The organism is Jeotgalibacillus sp. 10bf12 (assembly GCF_055597105.1).
Map to the genome: position 1 here is coordinate 1,509,118 of NZ_CP200276.1, position 16,782 is coordinate 1,525,899.

Genomic DNA, 16,782 nt, shown 5'->3' on the forward strand with positions numbered 1-16,782 from the left:
GAATGAATAAACAGGAAACACTTGAAGCACAATATAGCAAAATTATACAGGAATATATGAACAACCAGTCTGAGCAGGCTTTGTATGCTGCTCAGCAATTCAGCCGGACTGCCCTTGAGAAAAAGGTGCCGCCGGAGGAAGTCATTAATATTCAGAAAAGTGCCATGCAAGAGCTAATGCCTGACCTCTCACCGGAAGTCTGGCATTCTTTTGATATTCTTCTTGAAGTAATGACTGCATACGGCTTTGCTTTCAGAGAGCATCAGAGTTTACTGGATACACAAAAAGAATTAAAGAATGAGATGGAAATTGCCTCTAACGTGCAGGATACACTGCTTGGTACATCGGTTCCGACAGTAGACGGTCTTGAGATCGGTGCGCTGAGTGTTCCGGCAAAGCAGATGAATGGCGATTACTACCACTTTGTTCACGACGGTGAGCATTCAGTGAATGTTGCAATCGCTGACGTGATCGGCAAAGGGATTCCGGCAGCGCTCTGTATGTCCATGATCAAATATGCGATGGACAGTCTGCCTGAATACAGAAAGGATCCGAGTGCTGTACTCGAAAGTCTGAACAGGGTAGTGGAGCAGAACGTAGATGACTCTATGTTCATTACAATGTTTTACGGGATGTATGAGCTGCGCAGTAATATTCTTCATTTTGCATCAGCAGGCCATGAGCCTGGTTTCTACTACCGTCATAAAGACAAAGAATTCCTGGACCTTGAAGCAAGAGGTCTGCTTCTTGGTGTGGATAAAAATGCAAAATACAAGCGCTACGAGCAGGCTATTGAGATAGGAGATATGATCATTCTGATGTCAGACGGCGTAACAGAGTGCCGGACTGATGAGGGATTTATTGAACGTGAAACATTAATCTCCTATATCAACGAATATATTGAACTCCCTCCACAGGAAATCGTCAATAAAATATTCCGTGATCTGGAACGCCTGCAACACTTCCAGCTAAGAGATGATTTCACAATTATTATTTTAAAAAGGACAGAATAGTTTTTTGTGAATCACGTTTAATCGTTTGAAGTTAGGGTAGTTTACAAGTACGTCTTACGGAGATTCTGAGAAAGTTTCGGTAGTTGCTGAAACTGGACACTAGATAAAAAGGTGGAACTAACATGAATATAAAAGTTGATATAACAGAGCAGACAGAAGAATATACAAAGCTTGAAATTGCTGGTGAGATTGATGCTTATACTGCACCTGTCCTGAGAGAAAAAACGGAGCCGCTTTCAAAGCAGGATAATATGAAAGTAGTTGCTGACCTTTCAGAAGTAAGCTACATGGATAGTACGGGTATCGGTGTATTTGTAGGATTGTTCAAAGGGATTAAAGCAAACGGTGGCCATCTTCAGCTTGTCGGTCTTTCAGATCGCCTGAAGCGCCTTTTTGACATCACAGGACTTGCAGACATCATGGATATTAATCCCGAAGTAAAAGGTGGAATGGAATGATGAAACCATTTGATTATATCGAAATGAAAATTCCCGCCAAAGCCCAGTATGTAGGTGTCATCCGCCTGACAATCTCAGGTGTGGCAAGCCGCATGGGCTTCACATATGACAGTATTGAAGATCTTAAGATTGCGACAAGTGAAGCGATCACGAATGCTGTACAGCATGCTTACAAAGAAAACGATGAAGGTGAAATCGTTGTAGGGTTCGCACTTTATGAGGATCGTCTTGAAGTGATCGTTGCAGATCATGGTGCAAGCTTTGATTTTATCAAAGTAAAAGAAGAAGTTGGACCTTACAATGAAGGTTCACAGGTTGACATGCTCCGTGAAGGGGGGCTTGGTCTTTACCTGATCGAAAGCCTGATGGATGACGTGAAGATCAGTCAAAAAGAGGGTGTAACGGTCTTCATGACAAAGTACATTGAGGAAGAGCAGGTGGAGAGGGATGCGGAAACTGTCTCAACCTAATCAGCCAAGCAAAGACGAAGTACTTGAGTGGATCAAAGCCTATCAGGAAACGCAGGATGTCGACGCACAGCATAAGCTGGTCGTTCACTATAAAAATCTTGTGGAATCCATTGCTAGAAAGTACTCGAAAGGGAAGTCTTATCACGAGGATATTGCACAGGTCGGCATGATTGGTCTGCTTGGTGCGATCAGACGTTACGACGACACTTTCGGAAAAAGCTTTGAGGCATTTGCCATTCCAACGATTATCGGTGAGATCAAACGATTCCTCCGTGATAAAACATGGAGTGTTCACGTGCCGAGACGAATCAAGGAACTCGGACCTAAAATTAAAGCGACAGTTGAAGAACTGACAACTGATTTGCAGCGATCTCCTAAGGTAAGTGAAATTGCCATGCATCTTGAAGTTTCTGAAGAAGAAATTTTAGAAGCAATGGAAATGGGGAAAAGCTATCAGGCCCTGTCAGTTGATCATTCTATCGAAGCTGACTCTGACGGTAGTACAGTTACACTGCTTGATATTGTAGGCAGCATGGATGACAACTATGAAAAAACCGATCAGCGTATGGTGCTCGAAAAAGTCCTTCACGTGCTGAGCGATAGAGAGAAACAGATTATTCAATATACGTATCTTGAAAATATGAGTCAAAAAGACGCGGGTGATATGCTCGGAATTTCTCAAATGCATGTGTCCAGACTGCAGAGAAGAGCGATCAAAAAATTGCGTGATGCGATCCAGGAAGAAAATGCACAAGATGGTGACTTTACTTGATGGAAGTGCTTGACCACAGTTTAGTCACAGTACACGCTGGACAATATGCGAAAATAGGACGACAGGATTGCGGTGACAGTTACTTCTTCACCTCAACTGACGACTTTTTTATCTGTGTAGTTGCAGATGGTCTCGGAAGTGGGAAATATGCCCACGAAGCTTCCCAGGCTGTATGTGATGCAGTTGAAGAAAATGTGAATGAAGATGTAGATCAGCTGATGGAAAGAGCCAACCGGGCTGTTGCCGAAAAACGTGGCGCAGCAGTTGCGATTGTAAAAATCTATTATGCAGACCAGACGGTTACATACAGCTGTGTTGGAAATATACGTTTTTATTTTTACTCAGAAGCAGGTAAGTTAACTTACCCGCTTCCGGTAACCGGATACCTTTCCGGCAGGCCACAGCAGTATAAGACGCAAAGCTTTCAGTATGAAGAAGGCGCATCTTTTCTCATTCATTCAGATGGACTTCAGATCACACGTGTACGACCGCTGCTACAGTCAGGACGTTCAATTGACTATATTTCAACCTATCTCGACTCAATTGTCTCAGATAGTGATGATACAACATTTATTATTGGGAGGCTGCCTTAAAAGGAGTCTTCTTTTTTTGTGCGCTTTTAAAAAGTCAATTGTTGTTCCTGCTCAGCTGGTGATTGGAGTGGAAGGGGGCGGCTCGCAGGAAGGGACATGTGAGGCATATGGCGAAGCCTGCTGGCTCACCGCCCGGCCGCGGAAAGCGTCCCCCTGTCGCTGTAATCACCAGCCCAATTTTGTGTGGAAAATGATCACCACATCACCATGTGGTACAATTAATCCCGGAACTGATAAATAGAAAGGCAGTGAATCGGATGGAACAGCACAAACAACAGATCACCCGTCTGGCAGCAAACATCTCAATTGATGCCGTAAAAGTTGAAAAGGTTATTCAGCTTTTAGATGAAGGAAATACAGTGCCTTTTATTGCACGTTACAGAAAAGAAATGACAGGTGCGCTTGATGAAGTCCAGATCAAACATATCTCGGACAGCTGGGCTTACCTGCAAAACCTTGAACAAAGAAAAGAAGAAGTGCTTCGCCTGATTGAAGACCAGGGAAAGCTGACTGATGAACTAAAGCATTCTATTATAAAAGCAGAAAAGCTGCAGGCAGTAGAAGACCTCTACCGTCCATATAAGCAAAAGAGAAGAACGCGTGCGACAAAAGCTAAGGAAAAAGGGCTTGAGCCACTCGCAACATGGCTATTATCCTTCCCGAGAAACGGAGATGTTGAAGCAAAAGCGTCAGAATTCGTATCAGAGGAAAAGGAAGTGGCGAACACAGAAGAAGCACTGGCTGGCGCAAGGGATATCATCGCTGAAATGCTCGCAGATGATGCAAAGATCCGGGAGTACATAAGAAATCAGACATTCAGAAACGGTAAGATCACCTCTGCTGTCAAAAAAGCTGAGCTTGATGAAAAAGGAATCTTCGAAATGTACTACGAGTATGAAGAGCCCGTTTCAAAAATCGTTCCTCACCGTACGCTCGCACTGAACCGTGGTGAAAAGGAAGACGTGCTGCGCGTATCTATTCATCCTGACCAGGAGAGAATCCTGTCTGAATTAAAGCGTAAGCATGTGAAATACCCGCAGTCTGTTTCAGCAGAACAGGTAGCAGAAGCGATTGAAGACAGCTATAAGCGACTGATTCTTCCTTCTATTGAAAGGGAGATCAGAAATGAGTTGACTGAAAAAGCAGAAAATCAGGCTATTCACATTTTCTCAGAGAACCTGAAAAACCTGCTGCTTCAGGCGCCATTGAAAGGGAAAAAAGTGCTGGGCGTAGACCCTGCCTACCGTACCGGCTGCAAGCTTGCAGTGGTGGATGAAACCGGAAAGATGCTATATATCGGTGTGATCTATCCGCACACAACAAAAGATCCTTCTAAAGCTGCTGCGACATTTAAAAAAGTTGTCAAAGACTTCGACATTGAGCTTGTGGCGATTGGAAATGGAACAGCTTCACGCGAAACAGAACAATTCGTTGCAGACCAGCTCCAGGAAATTGACCAGGAAGTGTATTATCTGATTGTCAATGAAGCGGGGGCGAGTGTGTATTCCGCATCTGATATCGCCCGTGAAGAATTCCCGGATCTTCAGGTAGAGGAAAGAAGTGCCGTATCAATTGCCAGACGTCTTCAGGATCCACTGGCTGAGCTTGTAAAAATCGATCCGAAATCAGTCGGTGTCGGTCAGTATCAGCACGATGTTTCACAGAAGAAGCTGAATGAATCACTGACATTCGTCGTAGAAACCGCAGTAAACAAAGTCGGTGTAAATGTAAACACTGCCTCATCATCACTGCTTCAATACGTGGCTGGCCTTTCGAAAACCGTTGCGCAGAATATCGTAAAAGCACGCGATGAAGCAGGGAAGTTCAGCAACCGCAAGCAGCTGAAGAAAATCCCGCGTCTTGGTGCAAAAACCTATGAACAGTGTATCGGCTTCCTTCGTATTGCAGAAGGAGAGAATCCGCTCGACCGGACAGCCATTCATCCGGAAAATTATCAGGATGTAGAAAAGATGATTAAACAGGTTGGCTCTGACCTGAATGCCATCGGTTCAGAAGAGCTGAAGCAGGCGATCATCCAGAAAACACCTGAGCAGTGGTCAGCAGATACAGACATCGGCATTCATACAATGAAAGATATTATCGAAGCGCTGATCCGTCCGGGACGTGACCCGCGTGATGAACTTGATAAACCGATCCTGAAAAAAGACGTATTAAAAATGGAAGACCTCAAGCCGGGTATGGAGCTGCAGGGAACTGTACGTAACGTAGTCGACTTCGGCGCATTCGTAGACATCGGTGTCAAACAGGATGGGCTTGTTCATATTTCCAAACTGAAAAAAGGGTTTGTGAAGCACCCGCTTGATGTCGTTTCACTTGGTGACGTTGTGACAGTATGGATCGAACAGGTCGATGCGAAAAAAGGCAGAATTGCACTCACTATGCTGCCACCTGCAGAACAGACAAACTAAATTGGAGGAAACATAATGGCATTTTATATCATTGCGATTGCAGCTGCCGTAGCAACGCTCGGTATTACTTTTAATTATATTGCTCACCTTGGGTCAATCATCAAAACTGCCGAGGGTCGCGGCGATGAGGGGATGACAGTGCAAACCTTACTCACGCGCTTCTTCTTTTCAACCATGATCATTGAACTTGTCCCGCTTGCTGTGATTGTGCTCGTGTATGCACTGATGGAAAGACCAGATACAGGACTGCCGGTTATTCCACTGATCATTATTATAGGATCAGCTATATTTGGCGTCATGCAGGTACTGATGAGAATGAGACAGGATGTTCCTGCTGAAGCAAAAGGCCAGGTCCGTTCATTTTCACTGATCAGCATGCAGCTGATTACGTCAATGCCATTGATCGCAATGATCTTCCTTTTTATCTAAAAGGAGGTAGCTGCTAATGACGAATGAAGAACTTCAACTGCTGACAGAACAGATCTCACTTGAATCGTTCAGAAAGCAATTTAAGCACCAGGCCTATTTCAACGGCCGGCTCAGAACGACAGGTGGCAGGTATCTGCTTGTCAGTCATCATATCGAAATCAATAAAAAGTACCTTGATGAACACGGCTACGCTGAACTTGTTGGAATCATTAAGCACGAACTTGCACATTACCACCTTCATATAGAAGGAAGAGGGTATCAGCATAGAGACCGTGACTTCAGGGAACTGATTAAAACAGTCGGTGCTCCAAGGTTCTGTACACCGCTGCCTTCACAAAAAAAGAAGCAGCTGCCACGCAACAAAGTGTATGAATGCAAAGACTGCGGTCAGCTTTATCATCGGAAGAAAAGGTTTGATACAAGTAAATACCGCTGCGGAAAGTGCAGCGGGAGGCTGGCCTTTTTAGGTGTGGATCAGTCACTTGCTTAATGATTGGCTGCCGGAAGTGAAACAGACTTCCGGCAGTTTTTTTGATTAGACGATAAAGGGGAGAGCTTTTCTTTTGAAGCGGGGGGATTGGTTTTGACATCATCTATGATTTGTGGTAAATTACATTCACTAGCCTTTGAAGCGGGCGGCATAGAAGATCAAAATAATTTAAAATTATTTTATAAAAACGATTGACTACTGCATTTAATATCTGTTATGATATTAAACGTCGGCAAGAGAGACGCCAAGAGAAACACTTACATAAAGGCTTGCTGAAACAACTTAATGATATCGTTCCACAGTAGCTCAGTGGTAGAGCAATCGGCTGTTAACCGATCGGTCGTAGGTTCGAGTCCTACCTGTGGAGCCATTTTTATGGGGAAGTACTCAAGTGGCTGAAGAGGCGCCCCTGCTAAGGGTGTAGGTCGCGTAAGCGGCGCGAGGGTTCAAATCCCTCCTTCTCCGCCAGAACATGGCCCGTTGGTCAAGTGGTTAAGACACCGCCCTTTCACGGCGGTAACACGGGTTCGAATCCCGTACGGGTCACCACTTAATTTTGATAAATACATAGTTTCACTCTGGTCCCGTGGTGTAGCGGTTAACATGCCTGCCTGTCACGCAGGAGATCGCCGGTTCGATCCCGGTCGGGACCGCCATTTAAGTATTGGGCTATAGCCAAGCGGTAAGGCAACGGACTTTGACTCCGTCATGCGTTGGTTCGAATCCAGCTAGCCCAGCCATTTTTTAGAGCCATTAGCTCAGTTGGTAGAGCATCTGACTTTTAATCAGAGGGTCGAAGGTTCGAGTCCTTCATGGCTCACCATTTTTGTTATCTGCGGGTGTGGTGGAATTGGCAGACACGCTAGACTTAGGATCTAGTGCCGCAAGGCGTGGGGGTTCAAGTCCCTCCACCCGCATTTTTATTTCTTTTTCAAAAAGCATTGACAACTAGAAGTTATATTGATATAATATTACTTGTCGCTCGAATACGAGCGGTCGTGGCGGAATGGCAGACGCGCTAGGTTGAGGGCCTAGTGGGAGAAATCCCGTGGAGGTTCGACTCCTCTCGACCGCACCAAACAAGTAAGCGCCCGTAGCTCAATTGGATAGAGCGTTTGACTACGGATCAAAAGGTTAGGGGTTCGACTCCTCTCGGGCGCGCCATATTTTAATTTTATATGCGGGTGTAGTTTAGTGGTAAAACCTCAGCCTTCCAAGCTGATGTCGTGAGTTCGATTCTCATCACCCGCTCCAATATTTTTGAAACATTTGAACCTTGAAAACTAAACAACCAAACGTCAACGTTTTAAGATTTTAAGTCTTTTTCGAACAAAAAAGACAATGAGCTTTTCAAACACTTTACGGAGAGTTTGATCCTGGCTCAGGACGAACGCTGGCGGCGTGCCTAATACATGCAAGTCGAGCGGACAGATGAGGAGCTTGCTCCTCAGATGTTAGCGGCGGACGGGTGAGTAACACGTGGGCAACCTGCCCTTAAGACTGGGATAACTCCGGGAAACCGGGGCTAATACCGGATAATTGAAAGAACCTCCTGGTTCTTTTATGAAAGGCGGCTTCGGCTGTCACTTAAGGATGGGCCTGCGGCGCATTAGCTAGTTGGTGAGGTAACGGCTCACCAAGGCAACGATGCGTAGCCGACCTGAGAGGGTGATCGGCCACACTGGGACTGAGACACGGCCCAGACTCCTACGGGAGGCAGCAGTAGGGAATCTTCCGCAATGGACGAAAGTCTGACGGAGCAACGCCGCGTGAGTGAAGAAGGTTTTCGGATCGTAAAGCTCTGTTGTCAGGGAAGAACAAGTACCATAGTAACTGATGGTACCTTGACGGTACCTGACCAGAAAGCCACGGCTAACTACGTGCCAGCAGCCGCGGTAATACGTAGGTGGCAAGCGTTGTCCGGAATTATTGGGCGTAAAGCGCGCGCAGGTGGTTCCAAAAGTCTGATGTGAAAGCCCCGGCTCAACCGGGGAGGGTCATTGGAAACTGGGGAACTTGAGTGCAGGAGAGGAAAGTGGAATTCCACGTGTAGCGGTGAAATGCGTAGATATGTGGAGGAACACCAGTGGCGAAGGCGACTTTCTGGCCTGTAACTGACACTGAGGCGCGAAAGCGTGGGGAGCAAACAGGATTAGATACCCTGTAGTCCACGCCGTAAACGATGAGTGCTAAGTGTTGGGGGTTTCCGCCCCTCAGTGCTGCAGCTAACGCATTAAGCACTCCGCCTGGGGAGTACGGCCGCAAGGCTGAAACTCAAAGGAATTGACGGGGCCCGCACAAGCGGTGGAGCATGTGGTTTAATTCGAAGCAACGCGAAGAACCTTACCAGGTCTTGACATCCCGGTGACCACACTGGAGACAGTGTTTTCCCTTCGGGGACAACGGTGACAGGTGGTGCATGGTTGTCGTCAGCTCGTGTCGTGAGATGTTGGGTTAAGTCCCGCAACGAGCGCAACCCTTGATCTTAGTTGCCAGCATTCAGTTGGGCACTCTAAGGTGACTGCCGGTGACAAACCGGAGGAAGGTGGGGATGACGTCAAATCATCATGCCCCTTATGACCTGGGCTACACACGTGCTACAATGGACGATACAAAGGGCTGCGAGACCGCGAGGTTTAGCCAATCCCATAAAATCGTTTCAGTTCGGATTGTAGGCTGCAACTCGCCTACATGAAGCTGGAATCGCTAGTAATCGCGGATCAGCATGCCGCGGTGAATACGTTCCCGGGCCTTGTACACACCGCCCGTCACACCACGAGAGTTTGTAACACCCGAAGTCGGTGAGGTAACCTTTTGGAGCCAGCCGCCTAAGGTGGGACAGATGATTGGGGTGAAGTCGTAACAAGGTAGCCGTATCGGAAGGTGCGGCTGGATCACCTCCTTTCTAAGGAAATATGACTGGCTCTTTGGGTCAGATCATAAACGATTGTTGACTGTTTGGTTGTTTAGTTTTGAAGGGTCAAACCTTCAAAACACTGACTTTTTTCTCGTCTCTTCTATTGTAAGAGCGTTATGAGAAGAAAGCAGCTCGTTCCTTGAAAACTGGATAACGACATCAAAGTAAGAAAGATAACCGAGAATCGCCATCTTAGGGTTTTCTATATGAAAACTAATTAAGAAGTACCTTTTTAACTAGGTTAAGTTAATAAGGGCGCACGGTGGATGCCTTGGCACTAGGAGCCGATGAAGGACGGTACGAACACCGATATGCTTCGGGGAGCTGTAAGTAAGCTGTGATCCGGAGATTTCCGAATGGGGGAACCCCTTATCCGTAATGGGATATGATCTTCCGCTGAATACATAGGCGGTTGAAGGCAGACCCAGGGAACTGAAACATCTAAGTACCTGGAGGAAGAGAAAGCAAATGCGATTCCCTGAGTAGCGGCGAGCGAAACGGGATCAGCCCAAACCGAAAGGCTTGCCTTTCGGGGTTGTAGGACACTCTATACGGAGTTACAAAGGAAGCAGTTAGACGAAGCGGTCTGGAAAGGCCCATCACAGAAGGTAACAATCCTGTAGTCGAAAGCTGTTTCTCTCCAGAGTGGATCCTGAGTACGGCGGAACACGTGAAATTCCGTCGGAATCCGGGAGGACCATCTCCCAAGGCTAAATACTCCCTAGTGACCGATAGTGAACCAGTACCGTGAGGGAAAGGTGAAAAGCACCCCGGAAGGGGAGTGAAATAGATCCTGAAACCGTGTGCCTACAAGTAGTCAGAGCCCGTTAACGGGTGATGGCGTGCCTTTTGTAGAATGAACCGGCGAGTTACGATTTGATGCAAGGTTAAGCGAAAGCGGAGCCGCAGCGAAAGCGAGTCTGAATAGGGCGACATAGTATCAGGTTGTAGACCCGAAACCAGGTGATCTACCCATGTCCAGGGTGAAGATGAGGTAACACTCATTGGAGGCCCGAACCCACGCACGTTGAAAAGTGCGGGGATGAGGTGTGGGTAGCGGAGAAATTCCAATCGAACCTGGAGATAGCTGGTTCTCTCCGAAATAGCTTTAGGGCTAGCCTCATGTAGTAAGAGTCTTGGAGGTAGAGCACTGTTTGGACTAGGGGCCCCAACGGGTTACCGAATTCAGACAAACTCCGAATGCCAAAGACTTATCCATGGGAGTCAGACTGCGAGTGATAAGATCCTAGTCGAAAGGGAAACAGCCCAGACCACCAGCTAAGGTCCCCAAGTAATCGTTAAGTGGAAAAGGATGTGGGGTTGCTTAGACAACCAGGATGTTGGCTTAGAAGCAGCCATCATTTAAAGAGTGCGTAATAGCTCACTGGTCGAGTGACCCTGCGCCGAAAATGTACCGGGGCTAAACGATTCACCGAAGCTGTGGATGAATCTCTATGAGATTCGTGGTAGGAGAGCGTTCTAAGCGCTGTGAAGTCAGACCGGAAGGACTGGTGGAGTACTTAGAAGTGAGAATGCCGGTATGAGTAGCGAAAGAAGAGTGAGAATCTCTTCCACCGAATGCCTAAGGTTTCCTGAGGAAGGCTCGTCCGCTCAGGGTTAGTCGGGACCTAAGCCGAGGCCGATAGGCGTAGGCGATGGACAACAGGTTGATATTCCTGTACCACCAACACATCGTTTGAGTAATGGGGGGACGCAGGAGGATAGGAGAGCACGCCGTTGGTTGCGCGTGTTTAAGCAGTTAGGCAGGAAATGAGGTAAATCCCGTTTCCGCGTAAGCTGAGCTGTGATGACGAGGGAAATTAGTACCGAAGTCTTTGATTCCACACTGCCAAGAAAAGCCTCTAGCGAGATGCAAGGTGCCCGTACCGCAAACCGACACAGGTAGGCGAGGAGAGAATCCTAAGGTGAGCGAGTGAACTCTCGTTAAGGAACTCGGCAAAATGACCCCGTAACTTCGGGAGAAGGGGTGCTCTATTAGGGTGCAAGCCCGAGAGAGCCGCAGTGAATAGGCCCAGGCGACTGTTTAGCAAAAACACAGGTCTCTGCGAAACCGTAAGGTGAAGTATAGGGGCTGACACCTGCCCGGTGCTGGAAGGTTAAGAGGAGTGCTTAGCGCAAGCGAAGGTGCGAATTGAAGCCCCAGTAAACGGCGGCCGTAACTATAACGGTCCTAAGGTAGCGAAATTCCTTGTCGGGTAAGTTCCGACCCGCACGAAAGGTGCAACGATCTGGGCACTGTCTCAACGAGAGACTCGGTGAAATTATAGTACCTGTGAAGATGCAGGTTACCCGCGACAGGACGGAAAGACCCCGTGGAGCTTTACTGCAGCCTGATATTGAATTTTGGCACAGCTTGTACAGGATAGGTAGGAGCCTTAGAAACCGGAGCGCCAGCTTCGGTGGAGGCATTGGTGGGATACTACCCCCGCTGTGTTGAACTTCTAACCCGCGGCCCTTATCGGGCCGGGAGACAGTGTCAGGCAGGCAGTTTGACTGGGGCGGTCGCCTCCTAAAGAGTAACGGAGGCGCCCAAAGGTTCCCTCAGAATGGTTGGAAATCATTCGAAGAGTGTAAAGGCATAAGGGAGCTTGACTGCGAGACCTACAAGTCGAGCAGGGTCGAAAGACGGGCTTAGTGATCCGGTGGTTCCGCATGGAAGGGCCATCGCTCAACGGATAAAAGCTACCCCGGGGATAACAGGCTTATCTCCCCCAAGAGTCCACATCGACGGGAGGTTTGGCACCTCGATGTCGGCTCATCGCATCCTGGGGCTGTAGTCGGTCCCAAGGGTTGGGCTGTTCGCCCATTAAAGCGGTACGCGAGCTGGGTTCAGAACGTCGTGAGACAGTTCGGTCCCTATCCGTCGTGGGCGCAGGAAATTTGAGAGGAGCTGTCCTTAGTACGAGAGGACCGGGATGGACGCACCGCTGGTGTACCAGTTGTCATGCCAATGGCATCGCTGGGTAGCTATGTGCGGACGGGATAAGTGCTGAAAGCATCTAAGCATGAAGCCCCCCTCAAGATGAGATTTCCCACACGCAAGTGGTAAGATCCCTGAAAGATGATCAGGTAGATAGGTTCGAGGTGGAAGCATGGTGACATGTGCAGCTGACGAATACTAATCGATCGAGGACTTAACCAAATAGGTTGATTCTCGGAGAATCCCTTACTTTGATGAACGTATCCAGTTTTGAAGGCGCGAGCCTTTATCAGTCTAGTGATGACAGCGAAGAGGTCACACCCGTTCCCATGCCGAACACGGAAGTTAAGCTCTTCAGCGCCGATGGTAGTTGGGGGTTTCCCCCTGTGAGAGTAGGACGTCGCTAGGCTTTATATCGTCGCGGGGTGGAGCAGTTCGGTAGCTCGTCGGGCTCATAACCCGAAGGTCGCAGGTTCAAATCCTGCCCCCGCAATTACCTGGTCCCGTGGTGTAGCGGTTAACATGCCTGCCTGTCACGCAGGAGATCGCCGGTTCGATCCCGGTCGGGACCGCCATTTAAGTTTCCATGACACTGGTCATGGTTATTTTTTTGTTTAAAGAAGAACCTTTTTCGTGTAAACTATTGATGATAGATGAAACTGACAGACTGACTCCAAGTGGGTGAGTCTTTTTTATTGATAAAGTATAGGTTTTAAAAAGATTGTGCAATAACCGCTGTTGATTTCCGTGGAGGACTGCGCTTTCCGCGGCCGGGCGGTGAGCCCCTCCGGCTTTGCCGTATGGTCTCACCTGTCCCTTTCCGCCGCAGGAGTCTTCGTCCTCCACTACAATCAACAGCTGAAATTGGATTTTATATCTGCTTACAACCTACACAATGTTATTGATTTTATAGCACAACGGGGTGAATGGATTGAAAACATATGAATGGAGATCTTCTTCTGCTGAGGAGACGTCTGCTTTTGCTGAAAAGCTTGGTGCTCTTTTAAATGCGGGAGATGTGCTGACGCTTGAGGGTGACCTGGGTGCGGGTAAGACCACATTTACAAAAGGGCTCGCAAAAGGTCTTGAAATTAAGCGGACAGTGAATAGCCCGACGTTTACAATTATGAAGGAATACCAGGGGAGACTGCCGCTTTACCATATGGATGTGTATCGTGTAGAGGATGAGTTTGAGGACCTTGGATTTGATGAGTATTTTAATGGTGATGGCGTTTGTGTGGTTGAGTGGGCACACTTGATTGCGGACCAGCTGCCTGAGGAGAGGCTTGAGATGTTTATCTATTACGTGGATGAGGCATCGAGAAGGTTTGAGCTTGTGCCGAGGGGCGAGCGTTATGAATCATTATGTGAGGAGATTTTAGGATGATTGTACTTGCAATTGATACGTCAAATCAGCCGCTGTCGCTTGCTGTCATGAAAGACGGCGCGGTGATGGGTGAGAAGCTGATTAATATAAAGAGAAATCATTCGCTGCAGGCAATGAGTGCGGTGGAGGAATTGCTTGCGTCACTTGATGTGGCACCTGCTTCACTTGACCGGATTGTGGTAGCTAAAGGTCCTGGATCTTATACTGGTGTAAGAATTGGTGTTACGCTTGCAAAGACGCTTGCCTGGTCTTTAAAGATTCCGATTGTTGGAGTATCAAGCCTGCTTAGTCTTGCATGGCCCGGGAAGTATTTTGATGGGGTCGTTGTACCGCTGATGAATGCGAGAAGAGGAAATGTGTATACAGGGCTTTATGAGTATCGTGATGGCTGGCAGACGCTTTCTGAGGATCGTAATCTGGCGATGAGTGAGTGGCTTGTACATTTAGCTGAGCGTGAAGAGAAGGTGTTGTTCTCTGGAGCTGATGTAGATGTGTTCTGGGAAGAGATTCAGTCTGTGCTTGGTGAGCGTGCTTATCGTGTATCAGATGATGAGGGCTATCCGCGTGCGGCTGTCATGGCGAAGCATGCTGAAGTGCTGCATGATGAGGATGCCCATGGTTTTGTACCGAATTATATCCGTCTTGCAGAAGCGGAGGCAAACTGGCTGAAAGAGCAGGAAAAGAAGAATGGATGAGATCCGCTTTCGCTGGATGACCTACGGGGATATAGATGCTGTGCTTGCGGTTGAGGAGGCTTCATTCAAATCCCCCTGGAGCCGTGAAGCATTTGAAAATGAGATGACGATTAATCAGTTTGCGAAATATCTGCTGCTTGAAGTGGATGGTACGATTGCGGGCTATTGCGGGCTGTGGCTTGTGATGGATGAGGCGCATATTACGAATGTGGCAGTTGTACCAGAGCTGAGGGGCAGAAAGCTTGGCGAAAAACTGATGGTGAAAGTGATGGATATGCTCCGCGATGAAGGGGTCACGATGATGACGCTTGAGGTCAGAGTGAGTAATCATATCGCACAGTCGCTGTATGAAAAGCTTCATTTTTCAAGAGGCGGAATCAGGAAGAATTATTATTCAGATAATGGAGAGGATGCATTAGTCATGTGGGTGAAGTTAAATGAGCAGTGAAACGTTGATTTTAGGGATTGAGACGAGCTGTGATGAGACTGCTGCATCTGTTGTAAGAAATGGAACGGACATTGTATCAAATGTCGTTGCTTCACAGATTGAAAGTCATAAGCGTTTTGGCGGCGTGGTACCTGAGATTGCTTCACGTCACCACGTTGAGCAGATGACAATTGTCGTGGAGGAAGCACTTGAGCAGGCTGAGGTCACGATGGATGAGATTGATGCGATTGCAGTAACTGAGGGACCTGGCCTTGTAGGTGCACTCATCATCGGGGTAAATGCAGCAAAAGCGATTGCGTTTGCGCATCAGAAGCCTCTAATTGGTGTGCACCATATTGCGGGCCACATCTATGCAAACCGTTTAATAGAAGAAATGCAGTTTCCGCTATTATCACTCGTGGTGTCAGGTGGTCATACTGAACTTGTATTAATGAAGGAACACGGTTCTTTTGAGGTGATCGGTGAGACGCGTGATGATGCTGCGGGTGAGGCGTATGATAAAGTGGCGAGAACACTTGGACTGCCTTATCCGGGTGGACCGCATATTGATAAGTTAGCGCATGAGGGGACGCCTTCTGTGAAACTGCCGAGAGCTTGGCTTGAGGAAGGCTCATATGATTTCAGCTTCAGCGGATTGAAGTCTGCGGTGATTAATACGCTTCATAATGCAGAACAGCGCGGCGAAGAGATCGATGTGAAAGATCTTGCTGCAAGCTTTCAGGAGAGCGTAGTAGACGTGCTGACTGAGAAAACGAAGCGTGCAGTTGATGAGTATGGCGTGAAGCAGTTGTTACTTGCTGGTGGTGTTGCTGCCAATAAGGGCTTACGTGCACGTCTGACTGAGATGTTTGGTGAGAGAGAGGATCTTGAGCTGGTGATTCCACCGCTTTCATTATGTACGGATAATGCAGCAATGATTGCAGCTGCCGGGACTGTGATGTATGAGCAGGGGAAAAGATCGGCTTTGGATTTGAATGCGAATCCGGGGTTAATGTTGTAAAGGTGAGGACGTCTGCTGAAAAAGCAGGCGTCTTTTTTGATTGAAGCTAATTAAAATTCCAAATGAAATAATAAGTACCAATATTAATCGCACACAGTGCAATTCCAATCAGTGAAGGCAATAAAAACTTAATATGTGCACGATTATTTTTTGCTCTGCCTATGATATGAAGAATGGCGAAAAGGATTCCTGCAAGTGCGATGATCGGAAACGCTCTCCCTATAAAAATGAACACCTCCCAAAATAAATCTATACCTGGCATCAGATATATGAAGAAGCTTAGGATACTTAAAAATAGTCCAATTAAAAACGAGAAATGAGACATAATACAACCTCCTTTTATCAGAATGACATTGATCGTCTATCCATTCTTCGTGATCACTTTCTCAATCAATGTCCAGCCTATAAAAATAACCAAAATTGATGCAAGAATGACTGTCAGATAATTAAATAACACATTGAAATCCACTTCATTGATAAACATTGTAGCACCCGGATAGTCAGCTCTATATTGAAAAAACAGTGAGTTGTTATCAAATACAAAAAGAGAAATGAGTACGCCAATCATCGTACCGATTATGACGGATAACCAAAACTTTTTAATGGTCATTCTCCTTTCTAAAAGCATCTTATAAGGTATCATAATAGAACTTCTACAATTGGAAGTGAATTTCCTCTTAAATAATTAAGTTTATTGAAAGAGGTAAACTTTTATTAACAGCAATTATACTCCCTTTGAT

At 47.1% G+C, this 16,782-nt stretch carries 14 protein-coding genes, 12 tRNA genes and 3 rRNA genes; 27 read left to right on the forward strand and 2 right to left on the reverse strand.

Features of this window, described 5'->3' with window-relative positions; all coding sequences use genetic code 11:
• Positions 1–2: 2 nt before the first annotated feature.
• The 27 genes from DH10bf12_RS07905 (at position 3) to tsaD (ending at position 16,042) form a co-directional block, all read left to right on the forward strand.
• Positions 3–1,013, forward strand: coding sequence for a SpoIIE family protein phosphatase (locus DH10bf12_RS07905; protein WP_471737965.1), 1,011 nt, complete (start codon positions 3–5; stop codon positions 1,011–1,013).
• Between the two features lie 122 nt (positions 1,014–1,135).
• Positions 1,136–1,471 carry an anti-sigma factor antagonist gene (locus DH10bf12_RS07910; protein WP_471737966.1) on the forward strand — a complete coding sequence of 112 codons (336 nt, stop codon included), beginning with the start codon at positions 1,136–1,138 and terminating at the stop codon, positions 1,469–1,471.
• Positions 1,471–1,941, forward strand: a complete 471-nt coding sequence (gene rsbW, locus DH10bf12_RS07915) for an anti-sigma B factor RsbW (RefSeq protein ID WP_471738209.1) — start codon at positions 1,471–1,473, stop codon at positions 1,939–1,941. The genes DH10bf12_RS07910 and rsbW overlap by 1 nt, the downstream gene beginning before the upstream one ends.
• Complete coding sequence (gene sigB / locus DH10bf12_RS07920; RefSeq protein WP_471737967.1) at positions 1,919–2,713, forward strand: RNA polymerase sigma factor SigB; 795 nt, start codon at positions 1,919–1,921, stop codon at positions 2,711–2,713. Before rsbW ends, sigB begins: the two co-directional genes overlap by 23 nt.
• Positions 2,713–3,306, forward strand: a complete 594-nt coding sequence (locus DH10bf12_RS07925) for a PP2C family serine/threonine-protein phosphatase (RefSeq protein WP_471737968.1) — start codon at positions 2,713–2,715, stop codon at positions 3,304–3,306. Before sigB ends, DH10bf12_RS07925 begins: the two co-directional genes overlap by 1 nt.
• A 257-nt stretch (positions 3,307–3,563) precedes the next feature.
• Entirely contained in the window at positions 3,564–5,735 is a 2,172-nt protein-coding gene (locus DH10bf12_RS07930; protein WP_471737969.1) for a Tex family protein, read from the forward strand.
• Positions 5,736–5,750: 15 nt separating this feature from the next.
• A complete protein-coding gene (locus DH10bf12_RS07935; protein WP_471737970.1) occupies positions 5,751–6,164 on the forward strand; it encodes a hypothetical protein in 414 nt (137 codons plus the stop codon).
• 16 nt (positions 6,165–6,180) lie between these two features.
• Entirely contained in the window at positions 6,181–6,654 is a 474-nt protein-coding gene (locus tag DH10bf12_RS07940; protein WP_471737971.1) for a SprT family protein, read from the forward strand.
• A gap of 295 nt (positions 6,655–6,949) precedes the next feature.
• Positions 6,950–7,024 (forward strand) — tRNA-Asn (locus tag DH10bf12_RS07945).
• Positions 7,025–7,031: 7 nt separating this feature from the next.
• A tRNA-Ser gene (locus tag DH10bf12_RS07950) sits at positions 7,032–7,122 on the forward strand.
• Between the two features lie 6 nt (positions 7,123–7,128).
• A tRNA-Glu gene (locus DH10bf12_RS07955) sits at positions 7,129–7,203 on the forward strand.
• Between the two features lie 31 nt (positions 7,204–7,234).
• Positions 7,235–7,310: transfer RNA gene (locus tag DH10bf12_RS07960), tRNA-Asp, on the forward strand.
• A 9-nt stretch (positions 7,311–7,319) separates the two neighbouring features.
• Positions 7,320–7,394 (forward strand) — tRNA-Gln (locus DH10bf12_RS07965).
• Between the two features lie 7 nt (positions 7,395–7,401).
• Positions 7,402–7,477, forward strand: a tRNA-Lys gene (locus DH10bf12_RS07970).
• Between the two features lie 12 nt (positions 7,478–7,489).
• A tRNA-Leu gene (locus DH10bf12_RS07975) sits at positions 7,490–7,571 on the forward strand.
• Between the two features lie 75 nt (positions 7,572–7,646).
• A tRNA-Leu gene (locus tag DH10bf12_RS07980) sits at positions 7,647–7,732 on the forward strand.
• Between the two features lie 9 nt (positions 7,733–7,741).
• Positions 7,742–7,818, forward strand: a tRNA-Arg gene (locus DH10bf12_RS07985).
• 16 nt (positions 7,819–7,834) lie between these two features.
• Positions 7,835–7,908 (forward strand) — tRNA-Gly (locus DH10bf12_RS07990).
• 104 nt (positions 7,909–8,012) lie between these two features.
• A 16S ribosomal RNA gene (locus DH10bf12_RS07995) occupies positions 8,013–9,559 on the forward strand.
• 251 nt (positions 9,560–9,810) lie between these two features.
• Positions 9,811–12,734, forward strand: a 23S ribosomal RNA gene (locus DH10bf12_RS08000).
• Between the two features lie 71 nt (positions 12,735–12,805).
• A 5S ribosomal RNA gene (gene rrf / locus DH10bf12_RS08005) occupies positions 12,806–12,921 on the forward strand.
• Together the 16S, 23S and 5S rRNA genes with 12 tRNA genes alongside form the textbook arrangement of a ribosomal RNA operon.
• Before the next feature lie 10 nt (positions 12,922–12,931).
• Positions 12,932–13,005 (forward strand) — tRNA-Met (locus tag DH10bf12_RS08010).
• A gap of 6 nt (positions 13,006–13,011) precedes the next feature.
• Positions 13,012–13,087: transfer RNA gene (locus DH10bf12_RS08015), tRNA-Asp, on the forward strand.
• 356 nt (positions 13,088–13,443) lie between these two features.
• Entirely contained in the window at positions 13,444–13,899 is a 456-nt protein-coding gene (gene tsaE / locus DH10bf12_RS08020) for a tRNA (adenosine(37)-N6)-threonylcarbamoyltransferase complex ATPase subunit type 1 TsaE (protein WP_471737972.1), read from the forward strand.
• Positions 13,896–14,594 carry a tRNA (adenosine(37)-N6)-threonylcarbamoyltransferase complex dimerization subunit type 1 TsaB gene (tsaB, locus tag DH10bf12_RS08025; protein WP_471737973.1) on the forward strand — a complete coding sequence of 233 codons (699 nt, stop codon included), beginning with the start codon at positions 13,896–13,898 and terminating at the stop codon, positions 14,592–14,594. Before tsaE ends, tsaB begins: the two co-directional genes overlap by 4 nt.
• Positions 14,587–15,042, forward strand: a complete 456-nt coding sequence (gene rimI / locus DH10bf12_RS08030; RefSeq protein ID WP_471737974.1) for a ribosomal protein S18-alanine N-acetyltransferase — start codon at positions 14,587–14,589, stop codon at positions 15,040–15,042. The genes tsaB and rimI overlap by 8 nt, the downstream gene beginning before the upstream one ends.
• Positions 15,032–16,042 (forward strand): tRNA (adenosine(37)-N6)-threonylcarbamoyltransferase complex transferase subunit TsaD, encoded by a 1,011-nt coding sequence (tsaD, locus tag DH10bf12_RS08035; protein WP_471737975.1) that lies wholly within the window; start codon positions 15,032–15,034, stop codon positions 16,040–16,042. Before rimI ends, tsaD begins: the two co-directional genes overlap by 11 nt.
• Before the next feature lie 46 nt (positions 16,043–16,088).
• On the opposite strand, the gene DH10bf12_RS08040 is transcribed toward tsaD, so the two are convergent.
• Both DH10bf12_RS08040 and DH10bf12_RS08045 read right to left on the reverse strand, forming a co-directional pair.
• The gene (locus DH10bf12_RS08040) at positions 16,089–16,367 is read right to left on the reverse strand and encodes a hypothetical protein (protein WP_471737976.1); all 279 of its coding nucleotides are present in this window, start codon (positions 16,365–16,367) and stop codon (positions 16,089–16,091) included.
• A gap of 36 nt (positions 16,368–16,403) precedes the next feature.
• Positions 16,404–16,652, reverse strand: coding sequence for a hypothetical protein (locus DH10bf12_RS08045; RefSeq protein WP_471737977.1), 249 nt, complete (start codon positions 16,650–16,652; stop codon positions 16,404–16,406).
• Positions 16,653–16,782: the final 130 nt, after the last annotated feature.